The organism is Flavobacterium adhaerens, assembly GCF_040045115.1.
GTDB classification, from domain to species: domain Bacteria; phylum Bacteroidota; class Bacteroidia; order Flavobacteriales; family Flavobacteriaceae; genus Flavobacterium; species Flavobacterium adhaerens.
This window is the reverse complement of the sequence record NZ_JBDLZX010000002.1, coordinates 136,678-152,156: the sequence shown is the minus strand read 5'-3', so window position 1 is coordinate 152,156 and position 15,479 is coordinate 136,678. Positions and strand designations below refer to the sequence as shown.

Annotated in this window: 9 protein-coding genes and 1 tRNA gene; 3 read left to right on the top strand and 7 right to left on the bottom strand. The window is 33.2% G+C overall.

Translation table 11 applies throughout. The features are described 5' to 3' along the window. Positions 1 to 26 precede the first annotated feature (26 nt). Positions 27 to 3,095 (bottom strand): TAT-variant-translocated molybdopterin oxidoreductase, encoded by a 3,069-nt coding sequence (locus ABEB18_RS03345; protein ID WP_348797627.1) that lies wholly within the window; start codon positions 3,093 to 3,095, stop codon positions 27 to 29. An 86-nt stretch (positions 3,096 to 3,181) separates the two neighbouring features. Then, the gene (locus ABEB18_RS03340) at positions 3,182 to 4,513 is read right to left on the bottom strand and encodes a c-type cytochrome (RefSeq protein WP_348797626.1); all 1,332 of its coding nucleotides are present in this window, start codon (positions 4,511 to 4,513) and stop codon (positions 3,182 to 3,184) included. 217 nt (positions 4,514 to 4,730) lie between these two features. Between ABEB18_RS03340 and ABEB18_RS03335 the strand changes: the two genes are divergently transcribed. Then, on the top strand, positions 4,731 to 5,120 hold the full coding sequence (locus ABEB18_RS03335; RefSeq protein ID WP_348797625.1) for an SPOR domain-containing protein: 390 nt from the start codon (positions 4,731 to 4,733) through the stop codon (positions 5,118 to 5,120). Between the two features lie 10 nt (positions 5,121 to 5,130). On the opposite strand, the gene ABEB18_RS03330 is transcribed toward ABEB18_RS03335, so the two are convergent. The 4 genes from ABEB18_RS03330 to rimP all read right to left on the bottom strand — a co-directional run bounded on the left by ABEB18_RS03330 (position 5,131) and on the right by rimP (position 10,702). Next, a complete protein-coding gene (locus tag ABEB18_RS03330; RefSeq protein WP_348797623.1) occupies positions 5,131 to 5,886 on the bottom strand; it encodes a 5'-methylthioadenosine/adenosylhomocysteine nucleosidase in 756 nt (251 codons plus the stop codon). A gap of 90 nt (positions 5,887 to 5,976) precedes the next feature. Continuing rightward, on the bottom strand, positions 5,977 to 8,880 hold the full coding sequence (gene infB, locus ABEB18_RS03325; protein ID WP_348797622.1) for a translation initiation factor IF-2: 2,904 nt from the start codon (positions 8,878 to 8,880) through the stop codon (positions 5,977 to 5,979). A gap of 90 nt (positions 8,881 to 8,970) precedes the next feature. Continuing rightward, positions 8,971 to 10,224 (bottom strand): transcription termination factor NusA, encoded by a 1,254-nt coding sequence (gene nusA / locus ABEB18_RS03320; RefSeq protein WP_348797620.1) that lies wholly within the window; start codon positions 10,222 to 10,224, stop codon positions 8,971 to 8,973. A 13-nt stretch (positions 10,225 to 10,237) separates the two neighbouring features. Further along, positions 10,238 to 10,702, bottom strand: coding sequence for a ribosome assembly cofactor RimP (gene rimP / locus ABEB18_RS03315; RefSeq protein WP_348797961.1), 465 nt, complete (start codon positions 10,700 to 10,702; stop codon positions 10,238 to 10,240). Between the two features lie 173 nt (positions 10,703 to 10,875). On the opposite strand from rimP, the gene ABEB18_RS03310 reads away from it, so the two are divergent. Further along, positions 10,876 to 11,703 (top strand): universal stress protein, encoded by an 828-nt coding sequence (locus tag ABEB18_RS03310; protein WP_348797619.1) that lies wholly within the window; start codon positions 10,876 to 10,878, stop codon positions 11,701 to 11,703. Positions 11,704 to 11,803: 100 nt separating this feature from the next. On the opposite strand, the gene ABEB18_RS03305 is transcribed toward ABEB18_RS03310, so the two are convergent. Beyond that, positions 11,804 to 11,874, bottom strand: a tRNA-Gln gene (locus ABEB18_RS03305). Positions 11,875 to 12,138: 264 nt separating this feature from the next. On the opposite strand from ABEB18_RS03305, the gene ABEB18_RS03300 reads away from it, so the two are divergent. After that, the gene (locus ABEB18_RS03300) at positions 12,139 to 15,414 is read left to right on the top strand and encodes a protein O-mannosyl-transferase family (RefSeq protein ID WP_348797618.1); all 3,276 of its coding nucleotides are present in this window, start codon (positions 12,139 to 12,141) and stop codon (positions 15,412 to 15,414) included. The last annotated feature ends 65 nt before the right edge of the window (positions 15,415 to 15,479 follow it).

Below are 15,479 nucleotides of genomic sequence, written 5' to 3'. Positions count from 1 at the left end.
TTGATTCTTAATTAATATTATTTTTACTAGGTATTTCTAACTTTAACATGATAAAAAACATTTGGTTTTGTACCAACATGTTCTAATAAATGGTATGCTCTTTCGCTTTCAGCTAATTTAGCAACTTCACTTTCTTTATCATTTATATCACCAAATACCATTGCTCCAGAAGAACAAGCCGCTGAACATGCGCAAGCATTATTAAACTCATCTTTGGCAACTTCTCTACCTTCACGTTTTGCTTGTAAAATAACCGCTTGTGTACTTTGAATACAGAAAGAACATTTTTCCATAACACCACGAGAACGAACATTTACATCTGGATTTAAAACCATACGTCCTAAATCATCATTCATGTGATAATCGAATTCTTTGTTTTGGCTGTATAAGAACCAGTTGAAACGACGAACTTTATAAGGACAGTTGTTTGCACAGTAACGAGTACCAACACATCTGTTATAAGCCATGTGATTCTGACCTTGACGACCATGAGAAGTAGCAGCAACAGGACAAACAGTCTCACAAGGAGCATGATTACAATGTTGGCACATTACAGGCTGGAAAGCGACTTGTGGATTGTCACTTGCATTTTCCATTTCATTAAATGTAGATAATGAACTAGATAATCCTGCTATATTATCTTTTCTCTCGTTATCTCCTTCAAAAGTAGTTTCAGATGAATAATATCTATCAATACGCAACCAATGCATATCTCTACTTCTTCTCATTTCCGATTTACCTACAACAGGGACATTATTTTCAGCGTGACATGCAATTACACATGCTCCACATCCAGTACATGCATTTAAATCAATAGATAAATTAAAATGGTGGCCAGTAGAACGATCAAAAGAACCCCATAAATCTACAGATGAAGCCTCAACTTCTTTGTGATCTAAAGAAACTTTTGGTTTTTCATTCCAAATTTCTGCATCTTCAGTGTTAAATATTTTTAAAGAAGTTTCTTTAATAATATCACCTCTTCCCATCAAAGTTTTTTGACCTTGAACACAAGCAAACTCATGCTCACCACTAGCTTTTTCAATAGTAACAGACTGTACATTATTAAATCCGGTATACAAAGCATAAGCATTAAGCCCTACTTGCATTTCCTCTTTTAATGATGCCTTACGTCCATATCCTAAAGCCATACCGATAGTTCCTACGGCCTGACCTGGCTGAACAATTACAGGAACTTTTTCAAGTTTAACACCATTTACAGTTAAGTTTGCGTAACTTCCATTCAAACCACCGTTTGCAACTATTTCATTCGATAAATTCCATTTCTTAGCATCAGCATTAGAAACAGTTACGTAGTTATCCCAAGATACTCTTGTCAAAGGATCAGGAAACTCTTGTAACCATGGGTTATTTGCTTGTTGCCCATCTCCCATTCCTGTTTTAGTATATAAAACTAATTCTGTTGGAACTGGTTTAGCCTGTGCCAATGCATTAGCAGCACCATTATAATCAGCAGTACCACCAGCTGCAGCAGGAATAACACCAACATAAATACCATCATGTAATACTTTATTCCAAGAACTACCAACGATTATTGAAGAAGAAAAACCTTTTAAATAATCATAATACGTACCAGGAATACCGTTTATTGATAATAAAATATCTTGAAATTGTTTGGTATTAAATAAAGGACGAATAGTTGGTTGAGTCAAACTATAAGTTCCCTTTGTTATAGTCAAATCGCCCCAAGCTTCTAAATAATGAGGAACAGGAGCGACTACTGTAGATAATAAAGCTGTTTCATCTTCTTTTAAAGAGAATGCAACAGATGTCGTAACTTTTTTCAATCCCTCAGCAAATTTTTTACTTTCTGCCAAGGTATAAACTGGATTTACTCCACTCATTATCAAAGTATGAACACTACCTGCATTCATATCGTTAATCAATTGAGCAACTTTTTCATTAGAACCTTTACGAATTTGTCTAGTTCCAGAAGTAGTAAAGGACTCACTAGCTAAAACTTGGTTAATCGCTAAGACTAACATTTGAGCGTTTTTATCTTGAACACCCGAAACTAAAACCCCTTTTGAACCAGCCGCTTTTAATTGTTGAGCAACTTTAGTCACTTCAGCTTTGAAAGCAGAATCAAGATTGTTAGCAACTGGAGAACCTGTAATAATACTATAAATAAGAACTAATGCTTGTTTTTGATTAGCGGTTGTCATAGCAATACGCTTATCAGCAGCAGCACCAGATAAAGTCATATTAGACTCTAATTGTATGTGCTTTGATATTTTTTTACTCCCTGCAGAACCAGTTGGGATTCTTCCTTTTGCATAACCAGCATCATATCCTCCACCTTGCCAATCTCCAAGAAAATCAGCTCCAACAGAAACAATTAAAGAAGCTTTTGAAAAATCGTAATCAACTAAAGCTCTTTCTCCATAAACAGTTTCAAAAGCATCTAAAGCTTCAGAAGAAGAAACAGCATCATATATAACATGTTTTGCATTAGGATTAGCGCCGATAAAATCAGCAATCAATTTTTCAGTTGATGGACTCGCTAATGTATTTGTCAAAAATACTATTTGTCCTCCTTTTGCTTTTGCTTCAACAATACTAGATTTAATTTTAGAATCAACTGCTGCCCATGTAGAATTTTTAGCCCCAACTTTAGGTTCTTTTATACGTGTACTATCATATAAAGATAATATTGAAGCATGAATTCTAGCATTAGCAGAAAAATTTGCTCCAGCTATAGTATTGTTTTCAATTTTGATTGGTCTTCCTTCACGTGTCTTAACCAAAAGGTTTGCGAAATCAAAACCATCAAAAACTGAAGTCGCATAATAATCAGCTACTCCAGGAATAATTTGTTCTGGTTGCAACACATAAGGAATAGACAAATGCACAGGACCCTCGCATGCAGCAAGTGAAGCTGCAGCTGTACTAAAACCAACGTACTTTAAAAAGTCACGACGTGTTGTTGAAGAAGAAGACAATACTTCTTGATTACCTAAAAATTCATCAGTAGGTATTTCTTCAACAAATTCGTTATTTCTAAGCGTCTCAACAATAGAACTATTTACGTCTAGTTCTTCAACACTTTTCCAGTATTTTTTGTTTGATGACATATTATATATAAATATTAATCTTAATAATTTTTTCTTTTTTCTATGCTTTAACCTTACTCTTATACAGTGTGATCAATATTAAAATCTTAATAGTGACATTTACCACATTCTAGACCACCCATTTGAGCAGCAGTAAGTTTTTCAACGCCATATTTCTTTGAAAGTTCTTCGTGTATTTTTTTGTAATACTCATTTCCTTCCATTTTAACGTCTGTTTTTCTATGACAATTCACACACCACCCCATAGTTAAAGGAGAAAATTGTTTCATTATTTCATAAGTTTCAACAGGACCGTGACAAGTTTGACATTCAATACCAGCAACAGTCACGTGTTGAGAATGATTAAAATATACAAAATCTGGTAAGTTATGAATACGAACCCATTTTACAGGCTCCGTTTTTCCAGTATAAGATTGCGTAGCTGGATCCCAACCAACTGCTTTGTATAATTTTTGAATTTGAGCATCGTAAAAAGCTTTACTGTATTCTGGAGTAGCAGTAGTTTCAGCAACCTCGCTAATCGTTTTATGACAATTCATACAAACATTTAAAGAAGGTATCCCTGCAGTTTTACTTACACGTGAAGCTGAGTGACAATATTTACAATTAATTTCATTATCACCAGCGTGAATTTTATGCGAATAATGTATTGGTTGAATTGGTTGATATTCTTGATCTACACCAACCTGCATTAAAAACCCATATACTAAGTAAGCCCCAATCAACAACATCAATATCGTTGATACTAACACTAAAAATTGATTTTTTACAAATGCTTTCCAAATAGGCAAAGAAGGCTCTTTTGCTACTACTTCGATACCGTTTGCAGCAGCAACTTTTCTAAGCACTCTGTTTACCAATACCAACATTACAATTAGTATTGCCATCACCAATGCTAAAGCTCCAAGAATAACATCATTAGATACCCCTCCTTCTTGTGAAGCACTTGCAGTTGGCTGAGAACCTGTAGTGGCTTGAGCCGCAGCTTCTGCTTTGGGTTGAGAAGTATATGCAATTATATTATCAATATCACCTTCCGACAACTGAGGAAAAGATGTCATAGGAACCTTATTATTCTCTTCAAATACTTTTATAGCTGCAGCATCACCTGATTTAATCAAATCAGTACTATTATGAATCCATTTATAAAGCCAAGCTTTATCATGTTTATCTGCTATTCCTCTTAAAGCAGGACCTGTTGATTTAGCGTCAAGTTTATGACACGCTGCACAATTGGTATTAAAAAGCTCTTTTCCTTTTGCCACATCACCTCCAGAACTTGCTGCAGGAGCCTCTGTTGTAGCGGCTTCAGCTGGAGCAGCATCTTGCGCAAATGAAGCTACGGAAATACTCAACAATAATGCCAAGCTTAAAAATAATTTCCTTGAATTCGAATTATGGTTACCCACCTTTTCCATATACTATTATTAATTATCTACTAAAATTGACCGTTTGTTATTAAGATGTTGACAATACAAACGATCTTTATTTAAAAAATTTTTACAAAAATACGACTTAAGAACTATTCTCAAAACCTTAAAATAGTCTTAATTATAATTTATATCAAATCTAAATAACGGATACAATTTCTATTTACAGCTAAAATATTACTTTTGTAAATTAAATAATCAGAATATGAGTTTTTTAAGATCCACACCTCTTTTAGTATCAGCACTTTCGTTTGTTTGCGTCGTTTCAAAAACTGAAGCACAGAATTCGAATTCATCTATAAATCAAGACCCAAAATTCGAACAATTACTAAATGAAAAGAGAAAATTGAATTCAAATTTATCCTATAACGATCGCTATAAAATTCAAATTTATAACGGCACTAGTGATAATGCTAAAAAAACACTAACTGAATTCAAACAAGAATTTAAAAATTTAGACGGAACCATCATTTTCAACACACCAAATTATAAAGTTTGGGTTGGAAATTTCAGAACCAGAATGGAGACCGAAAGATTTTTGGTTGAAATAAAAAAAAGATACAAACCCGTTTTTTTAATAAAACCCAACAAATAAACCAAAACCGTTATTTAAGTAATTTTAACACAATCGCAAGACCGAACTTCGAAGCTACTTTAGTAACGAACTCATTAAAGTCTATCACAGAATTATCGTTTGCGCTATCTGAAATTATTCTGACAATAACGAAAGGAATATTATATTCAAAACAAACTTGCGCTACAGCCGCACCTTCCATTTCGACACACAAGACTTCTGGAAGCTGTTTTAACAATAATTCTTTTTTTTCATTACTAGAAAAAAATTGGTCACCACTTGCAATCTGACCAACAACGGCTTTTTGTCGATGCAAAGAAAAAAATTCTTTTACATCTTCAAAAAGCAAATTTATCAATACCTTATTATTGATTAAATCGCTTACCTTAGAAAAAACCTCATTTACGGTATTCACTTCAGGACAAAGTTCCGTTTTCCCAATAAGAGGTATTTCGAACTGACTCATAATTGGTCGAGCATCTAAATCATGCTGAACCAAACTACTAGCAATTACAATATCACCTATATTTAAATTTGGATTTATAGCTCCCGCAACACCAGTAAATATCAATTCAGTAATCCCAAACTCAACTATCAAATGGGTTACAGTTGTAGCTGAAGCAACTTTGCCCCACCTTGAAAAAACAACAACAACTTCAACATCATTTATCAGTCCCAAATGATACTTTCGCATGCCTTTGACAACTGTTTTTTTGTCTTTTAACAAGGAAATCACACCTTCAATTTCCTCTGGCATAGCTCCTAAAACACCAATACGCTTATCCATTATTTTCAAAAATTAAGGATTAGAATAATAGCCAATATTCAAAATAAAAAAATCCCAACGAATTGGGATTTAAAATTTTATAAAATTATTTTATTTCAATTTCTTTTTGATTGCAACCTCATGGTATGCTTCAATGATATCGCTTTCTTGAATATCATTATAACCTTTAACTTGAATACCGCAATCATAACCTTTAGTAACTTCTTTCACATCATCTTTGAAACGTTTTAAAGCAACTAATTCACCTTCATGAACAACTACTCCATCCCTAACAATTCTGATTTTAGCACTTCTAGTAATTTTTCCATCAGTAACCATACATCCTGCAATTGTACCAACTTTTGAAATCTTAAACAATTCTCTGATTTCTGCTGTACCCAATACTTCTTCTTTCATTTCTGGTGCCAACATTCCTTCCATCGCATCTTTCAAGTCATCGATAGCTGCATAAATAATAGAATAGTAACGAATATCGATTTCTTCTTTATCAGCCAATTGTCTTGCATTTCCTGCTGGACGAACGTTGAATCCGATAATAATCGCATCTGAAGCAGATGCTAACATTACATCAGTTTCTGTGATTGCTCCAACACCTTTATGGATGATATTAATTTGAATTTCTTCAGTAGATAATTTAGAGAACGAATCAGACAAAGCTTCAACAGAACCATCCACATCTCCTTTAAGAATAATATTCAATTCTTTAAATTGACCCAATGCAATTCTTCGCCCAATCTCATCCAAAGTAATGTGACGTTGTGTACGTACTGATTGTTCTCTCATCAATTGAGAACGTTTGGCAGCAATTTGCTTAGCCTCTTTTTCGTCTTCAAAAATATTAAACTTATCCCCTGCTGTTGGAGCTCCATCAAGACCTAAAACCGAAACAGGAGTTGAAGGACCAGCTTCTTTAACCGCATTACCTCTTTCATCATGCATCGCTTTAACCTTACCATGGTGTTTTCCAGCTAACATATAGTCTCCAATTTTCAAAGTACCTTGCTGTACTAAAATTGTTGAAACATATCCCTTACCTTTATCCAAGAATGCCTCTACTACGGTTCCTTGAGCAGCTTTATTTGGATTAGCTTTCAAGTCAAGAATTTCAGCTTCAAGTAAAACTTTTTCCAATAATTCTTTAACCCCAGTACCTACTTTAGCAGAAATATCATGAGATTGAATTTTTCCACCCCAATCTTCAACTAGCAAATTCATACCCGCTAAACGCTCTTTAATTTTATCAACGTTCGCATTTGGTTTATCTATTTTGTTGATTGCAAATATAATTGGAACACCTGCAGCTTGAGCATGCGAAATTGCCTCTTTGGTTTGCGGCATGATATCATCATCAGCAGCTACAACGATAATAGCAATATCGGTAATTTGAGCTCCACGAGCACGCATTGCTGTAAACGCTTCGTGACCTGGTGTATCTAAAAATGCTATTTTTTGACCATTGTCTAATGTCACCCCATAGGCTCCAATGTGCTGTGTAATCCCTCCAGACTCACCAGCGATAACATTTTCTTTACGAATATAATCCAACAAAGATGTTTTACCGTGGTCAACGTGTCCCATTACAGTAACAATTGGCGCTCTAGTAACAAGATCTTCTTCTTTATCTTCAACTACTTCAATTGCTTCTTCGATATCAACAGTTATAAATTCTACATCATAACCAAATTCATCAGCAACAATAGTTAATGTTTCAGCATCAAGACGCTGATTCATTGTTACCATAATACCAAGGGACATACAAGTACCAATAACTTTTGTAATTGGCACATCCATCATGATTGCAATTTCACCTACAGTAACAAACTCCGTAACTTTGATTGTTTTACTTCCTTCATCTAAAGCTCTCTGTTCGTCATCTGATTTTTGACGATGCGTATCTCTTTTATCTCTTCTATATTTAGCCGCTTTAGATTTCCCTCCTTTACCCTGAAGTTTCTCTAAAGTCTCTCTAATTTGATTTTTAACTTCTTCTTCTGTAGGCTCTACTTTGGCAACAATTGCCGGTCTATTACCTTTTACAAAACCAGGTCTAGCACTTCTGTTTGCATTAAATCCTCCGCCTGCATTTTGATTTGGCTTATTGGCTGAATTTGTATTCTGATTTGGTGCACCTGAAACTGTAGGCGGTTTTGGTGTCCCTGGTTTTGGCGCAATTCTTTTTCGCTTATTTTTATTTGCACCAGGAACCCCTGGAGCTCCGGGTTTATTAGCAACAACTTTAGGATCTTCTTTTTTCTTTTTTGGCTTATTGAACTGAGACAAATCGATAACTTGACCTGTCAAAGTTGCTCCTGAAAGTTTTTGATATTGAGTTGTAATCGAATCTTCACCATGTGATTCACTTGTAGAATCATCATTTTTATTCTCAGCAACCGCTTTTGGTTTATCATTATTTTTAGTTTCTTCAAATTTAGGTTTGTCTTTAACCTCATTTACACCAGAAACAGGATTCTCAATTGTTGGTTTTTCAACAGATACTTCATTTTTTTGTACTGTTTCAACAGTTTCTTTTTTTACTTCAGTATCCTTTACAGGTTTTTCATTTGAAACTATATCTTTAGGAGCAATTACATTATCTGCAACAGGAGCTGGAGTAGATTCAGATTTTTTAGGATTAAGATCAATTTTTCCAACTTGAACAGGACCTGACAATACAGCTCTTGCTTTTATAATTTCTTGTTGTTTTAAACGCTCTTCTTCTAATTTGCGTTTGTTTTCAACTTCTTTTTCACGTTCTAAACGCAATGCTTCCTTTTCTTTCCTTTTTTCTTCTCCCACTTCCTTAGAAGCCTCTTTATTCCCCTTGTCGCCTGCAAACTGACTTTGTAGGATATTAAATTCTTGTTGAGAAATCTTTGTGTTAGGATTTGATTCAATGGCAATTCCTTTATCTTTTAGATAATCCACAGCTCTCTCTAACGAAATATTTAATTCCCTTAAAACCTTGTTTATTCTAATTACTCTCTCTTCAGACATAAAATCTTTTTATATTTACCTTATTCGTTGCTCCATTTTTAATTTACAATAAAAATAGAAATTTATTTAATATGACGGATTAACAGTTGGCTAACTATCAAACTCTTCATTCAATATCCTCATCACATCTAAAATGGTTTCCTCTTCAAGATCAGTCCTTCTAACCAAGTCTTCAACGTCATGTTTCAAAATACTTTTTGCAGTATCAAGACCTATTTTAGCGAATTCTTCAATCACCCATTCTTCAATTTCATCTGAGAACTCAGTTAATTCTACATCATCATCATCTGCAATTGCACCTGCTACATCGCCTTCTCTGATAACATCTAATTCGTATCCTGTCAACTGACCAGCCAAACGTATATTATGACCTCCTCTTCCGATTGCTTTAGAAACTTCTTCTAATTTCAAGAACACTTCAGCTCTTTTAGTTTCCTCATTAATTTTTATTGAAGAAACTTTTGCTGGACTCAATGCTCTTGTAATATACAATTGAACATTATTAGTATAATTGATAACATCGATATTTTCGTTTCCTAATTCACGAACTATACCGTGAATACGAGAACCCTTCATCCCTACACAAGCACCAACTGGATCGATACGATCATCATAAGAATCTACAGCTACTTTAGCTTTTTCACCTGGTATTCTCACTACATTTTTAACCATAATTAAACCGTCAAATACCTCTGGAATTTCTTGTTCAAACAATTTCTCTAAGAACTTATCTGAAGTTCTAGACATAATAATCTGAGGTTTGTTTCCTTTTAGCTCAACACTTTCAATGATTCCTCTAACATTATCTCCTTTGCGGAAAAAATCTGACGGTATTTGTTTTTCTTTTGGCAAAACTATTTCATTACCGTCATCATCAACCAAAATTACAACTCTTGGACGCACATGGTGTACTTCTGCAGTATAAATATCACCGATAATATCTTTAAATTGTTTATAAAGATTGGTATTATCGTGTTCGTGTATTTTTGAAATTAAATTTTGTCTCAAAGCTAAAATCGCTCTTCTTCCTAAATCTATCAATTTAACTTCTTCTGAAACCTCTTCACCTATTTCAAAATCAGCCTCAATTTTTCTAGCCTCAGTTAAAGTAATTTCTTCATTTTCAAAATCCAAATCCTCGTCAGCAACGATTACTCTTCTTCTCCAAATTTCCATATCTCCTTTATCAGGGTTGATAATGATATCGAAATTATCATCCGAACCGTATTTTTTCTTCAATGCATTTCTAAATACATCTTCCAAAATTGCCATAAGCGTTACACGATCAATAAGTTTATCATCTTTAAACTCTGAAAATGAATCGATTAATGCTAAATTTTCCATGCGAATTCTTTAATTAAAATGTTACTGTTACAACTGCTTCTTTTATATCCTCATAAGACAATTGTAATTCTTTCTGAACTGTCTCTTTTCCTTTTCCTACTTTTTTAGGCTCTCTAGCTTGCCATGACAAAATTATAAAAAGATCATTAGCTTCAACTAATTCTGCTTCAATATTTTCCTTGTCGGTTTTAACAATTAATGTTCTCCCAACATTCTTTTTATACTGCCTAACTAATTTCAAAGGTGAACCCACTCCTACCGAAGCAACCTCTAAAGAAAAATCTTGTTCTTCTCTATCTAAATTACTTTCTACTGCTCGACTTATATCGATACAATCTTGTAAAATCACTCCATTATCCCCATCAATACCAATACTAATTTTAAAACTTTCCGATATCGTCAAGTCAATTAAAAAAAGTGATGGTTTTTCAAGAAGAGCCTCGTCTAATACCTGTTTTACTTTTTCTTTAAATGTCATATCTTTATAAAAAGAGGGGACATTAGTCCCCTCATTATTTAAATGATTTAATAAATAACGTTGCAAATATAGTACATTTTTGCAAATCTAAAAAATTGATTTTTATTAAAATATATACTATCTTTAAATTTCCTATTAAAAATTAATTTTTATTACCCGCAAATCCATTTATCATGAAAAAAATTCTAATTCCAACTGATTTTTCAAAATATGCTAACGAAGCTATAGAAGTTGGTGCACAAATTGCAAAAGACAACAATGCCGAAATCATCTTAATTCACATGTTGGAACTTCCAACACACCTCAACGACGCTATCTCTAATCAAGTTAGCATCCCAGAAATTATGTTATTCAAACAAAAAGCCGAAGAAACATTATTCAATATAAGAACCAGACCAGCTTTAAGCAATATTAAAGTAACAGAAGTTATAAGATTAGACGGTGTACAACACGGTATAAACAACTACCTAAGTCAAAACAACGACATCGACTTGATCATCATGGGATCTAAAGGCTCATCAGGTATTAATGAAATTTTTATTGGGTCAAATACCGAAAAAATTGTTAGACAGTCTGAAATACCCGTTTTAGTGATTAAAAATAAAGCAGAAAATTTCGACATCAAAAACATCGTTTTCGCATCTGATTTCTCTAACGAAATTCAAAAACCATTTGCAAAATTCTTGTCTTTAGCCAAGTTATTCAAAGCCAAAATCAATCTAGTAATGATTTGCACACCCAATAGCTTTATAACGACATCAACAGGAAGAGAAATAATCACGAATTTCATCTCAAATTTCGACATGCCCGAATACAGCTTTGAAACATATAATGAGAAAAACATTGAAAAAGGAATCATCAATTATGCTAATGACAAAAATGCCGACTTAATTGCCCTATGCACACACGGGAGAACCGCCTTGAATCATTTTTTCATAGGAAGCATTTCGGAGGATTTAGTGAATCACTCCTCAAAACCTGTAATCACTTTTAGAATATAACCAAACAAAAAAAAGCCTTTCAAAATAATTGAAAGGCTTTTTCCTAATCACGTACAGTTTAATATAATTCAAAAAACTTCTTATGTTGAAGCTTTTTTTGTTGGTCTACTAGGACTCGAACCTAGAAAGACTGCACCAAAAACAGTTGTGTTACCATTACACCATAGACCAGCTTTCTTGCCTAGCATTCTTGCTTAGCGAGTGCAAATTTAGAACAAATTCCTAGTTGTGCAAACTTTTTTTGAAATTTTCTTCAAAAAAAATTGAAAAAAAATGCACTCGAAAAAAAAAATTCAATTAAACAATTGATAAACAAAGAGTTTACAAAAACGATAAAATTATATAAATAAAGCATAATGCAACTCTATTTTAAAAAAAAATGCATTTTCTTTGTAACGCTTAAAAAAACACATAAAAAAAAGAATACAAGTAAATATGACATCATTCAATTTCAACAAATGGAATACTATTACAGGTTGGTTTGCCTTTACAATAGCATTAATAACATATACTCTAACTGTTGAACCAACCATGAGTTTTTGGGATTGTGGCGAATATATTGCTACAGCAGCAAAACTAGAAGTAGGACATCCACCAGGAGCTCCTTTGTTTCAAATGATTGGTGCGTTCTTTGCCATGTTTGCTATTAATAAAGAGCAGATTGCTTTGATGGTAAATATGACTTCTGTATTCTCAAGCGCCTTTACTATTCTATTTATGTTTTGGTCATCTACTATGATTTTAAGAAAAGTCGTAAGCCAACATACTGAAATTAACAACAATAATTCTGTTGTAATTCTAGGAAGTTCATTAGTAGGATCTTTGGCCTATACTTTTTCAGATAGTTTTTGGTACAATGCTGTAGAAGCCGAAGTTTATGCAATGGCGACTCTTTTAATTTCTTTACTACTGTGGTTAGGATTACGTTGGGAACAAGAAATGAATACCTCAAGAGGAAATCGTTGGTTATTATTAATTTCTCTAGTTGTTGGATTGTCTTTTGGAGTACATTTTATGGCTCTATTAACTATCCCAGCAATCGGTTTTTTATATTTTTTCAAAAACTACAAAACTGTAACAGTAAAAAACTTTATCATTGGTAATATTGTAGTAGTTTCTATTTTACTTTTTATATTTAAACTATTGTTACCGTTAACAATGGCTTTTTTTGGTAAAACTGAAGTATTTATGGTAAACTCAATGGGGTTACCTTTTAATTCAGGAACAATATTCGTTACATTACTTTTAGTTGCCTTTTTTTATTTTGGATTAAATTATACTCAAAAGAAAGGATTGATACATTACAACACCCTTATTCTTTGTATTCTTTTTATACTAATTGGTTTCTCTACTTGGTTAATGCTGCCAATTCGCGCCAATTCAGAAACTGTAATAAACGAAAATAAACCTTCGGATGCTGCTGAAGTTTTAGCTTATTACAACAGAGAGCAATACGGCGTAAATCCATTATTTTATGGACCACAATACACCGAGGTTTTTACAGGATTAGATCCTGAAACTCCATATTTAGACAAAAAACCTAATTATGAGAGGGATTACAAAACAGGTAAATATATAATTGTAAACAACTACAAAAACGCTGAGCAAAATAGTGATGACAGTCAAAAAACATTTTTACCTAGAATGTGGAGTACTGAGCATATTGCCAATTATATTAATTTTACTAATCCACCCACATTTAGAATAGACCCAAATCATAATTACGAACAAGATCTTGTAAATTACGGTTTAGACCCAGAACAATTAACCGAAGAAGATTATAACAAAGCAATAGCTCAGTTAAGAAACGAAACTGAAAAAACGGTTGCCCAATTTAGACAAGCATATGCCCAAAAACAAATCGACAACGAAGGTTATGTTTCGTTTTTACAACATTACAAAGACTATTTGATAATTGAAAAGCCAACAACAGCCGATAATTTCAGTTTCATGTTTGAATATCAATTTGGTTATATGTACTGGAGATATTTAATGTGGAATTTTGTCGGAAGGCAAAATGATGAACAAGGTAGATATGATTATCTTGATGGAAATTGGATAAGTGGTATATCGTTTATTGACAGTTTACATTTAAACTCACAGGACAATTTACCCGCAGATACCTTAAACAATAAAGGCCGAAATACTTATTTCTTCCTACCTTTTATACTAGGTCTTATCGGAATTATGTATCACGCAAGCAAGGATCGAAAAAGTTTTTATGTGCTACTAGTACTATTCCTTTTCATGGGGCTAGCATTGAAAATTTACCTAAACGAAAGACCATTTGAACCACGCGAAAGAGACTATGCTTTAGTGGGATCCTTCTATGTATTTGCAATGTGGATTGGATTTGGCGTTTACTCTTTGTACGAAAGTTTTCATAAATATTTAAGCCCAAAAATAGCGGGTCCAGCAATTATTGGAGCTTCTTTATTGGCAGCTCCAATATTAATGGCTTCGCAAAACTGGGACGATCATGACCGTTCTGGAAAATATACCGCAACTGCAATGGCAAAAGCATACTTACAATCCTGCGATCGTAATGCTATCCTATTCACTATTGGAGACAACGACACCTTCCCTCTTTGGTATGCACAGGAAATAGAAGGTATTCGAACAGATATTAAAATCGTGAATACAAGCTTACTGATGACCGATTGGTACATTGACCAAATGAAAAGAAAAGCATACGAATCGAATGCATTACCTATTTCATTTACGCATAATCAATACGTAGGTGACAAATTAGATTATGTAGCTCATATACCAAAAACAGAGAGCCGTTGGAATTTAAGTGATTTTATAAAATTCATTAAAGACCCAAGATCTACAGTAGAAATGCAAAACGGACAAACAATCCATTATTACCCTACTAATAAAATCAGAATACCTATCAATAAAGATAACATCATAAAAAACAAGGTTGTAAACCCTAAATTAATTGATTCAATTGTTCCCTATATCGACATTGAAATCAAAGGAAATGCTATTTACAAAAACCGATTGATGATGTTAGACCTTATCAACAATAACAACTGGAATAGACCTGTTTATTTTAGTGGAGGCGCATTTGATAATGAAGATTATTTATGGATGAAAGAATACCTTCAATTAGAAGGAATGACCTATAAACTTGTTCCTATAAAAAAACCGCTAGATAAAGATGCTGGTCAAATGGATATGGGAAGAATTGATTCTGAGAACATGTACAATAAAGTTATGGCTTGGGATTGGGGTAACAGCGAAAGCGACAAAATATATCATGATCCAGAAACCCGTAGAGAAAGCTTGACCTACAGAATGAATTTATCTAGACTGATGAATCAGCTTATTAAAGAAGGTAAAATTGACAAAGCCAAAAAAGTTATTGAATTAGCAATAACAAAAATGCCTTTAGATAAATTTGGTTATTATTCATTAGTTGAACCTTTTGCTAAAGGATATTACGATGTTGGTGAAAAAGCAAAAGCACATGCTTTACTTGAAAAGTTAATTGCAAAATATCAAGATAACTTAAATTATTATGCCAAGTTAATTCCTTCTGAGCAATCAAATGTAACCATCGAAATCATTACCGATATTGAACGTTACAGAAGTTTATTAACAGTAATGAAAGAAAGTAATGATATTGCATTTTACAATTCAAGTAAAAAAGCATTCAATACTTACATCGAAATTTTTGCTCGATTTGAACGCGACAAAGAATAAAATTAAATCATAAATTGAATTATAAAATGTAGTGCAACTCCAAAATGCACTACATTTTTTATTTA

Excerpts from the sequence above, each read along its gene's own strand:
- rimP (WP_348797961.1), bottom strand. The coding sequence starts at position 10,702 with ATGACATTTAAAGAAAAAGTAAAACAGGTATTAGACGAGGCTCTTCTT.
- nusA (WP_348797620.1), bottom strand. The coding sequence starts at position 10,224 with ATGGAAAATTTAGCATTAATCGATTCATTTTCAGAGTTTAAAGATGAT.
- ABEB18_RS03335 (WP_348797625.1), top strand. The coding sequence starts at position 4,731 with ATGAGTTTTTTAAGATCCACACCTCTTTTAGTATCAGCACTTTCGTTT.
- ABEB18_RS03330 (WP_348797623.1), bottom strand. The coding sequence starts at position 5,886 with ATGGATAAGCGTATTGGTGTTTTAGGAGCTATGCCAGAGGAAATTGAA.
- ABEB18_RS03345 (WP_348797627.1), bottom strand. The coding sequence starts at position 3,095 with ATGTCATCAAACAAAAAATACTGGAAAAGTGTTGAAGAACTAGACGTA.
- infB (WP_348797622.1), bottom strand. The coding sequence starts at position 8,880 with ATGTCTGAAGAGAGAGTAATTAGAATAAACAAGGTTTTAAGGGAATTA.
- ABEB18_RS03310 (WP_348797619.1), top strand. The coding sequence starts at position 10,876 with ATGAAAAAAATTCTAATTCCAACTGATTTTTCAAAATATGCTAACGAA.
- ABEB18_RS03340 (WP_348797626.1), bottom strand. The coding sequence starts at position 4,513 with ATGGAAAAGGTGGGTAACCATAATTCGAATTCAAGGAAATTATTTTTA.
- ABEB18_RS03300 (WP_348797618.1), top strand. The coding sequence starts at position 12,139 with ATGACATCATTCAATTTCAACAAATGGAATACTATTACAGGTTGGTTT.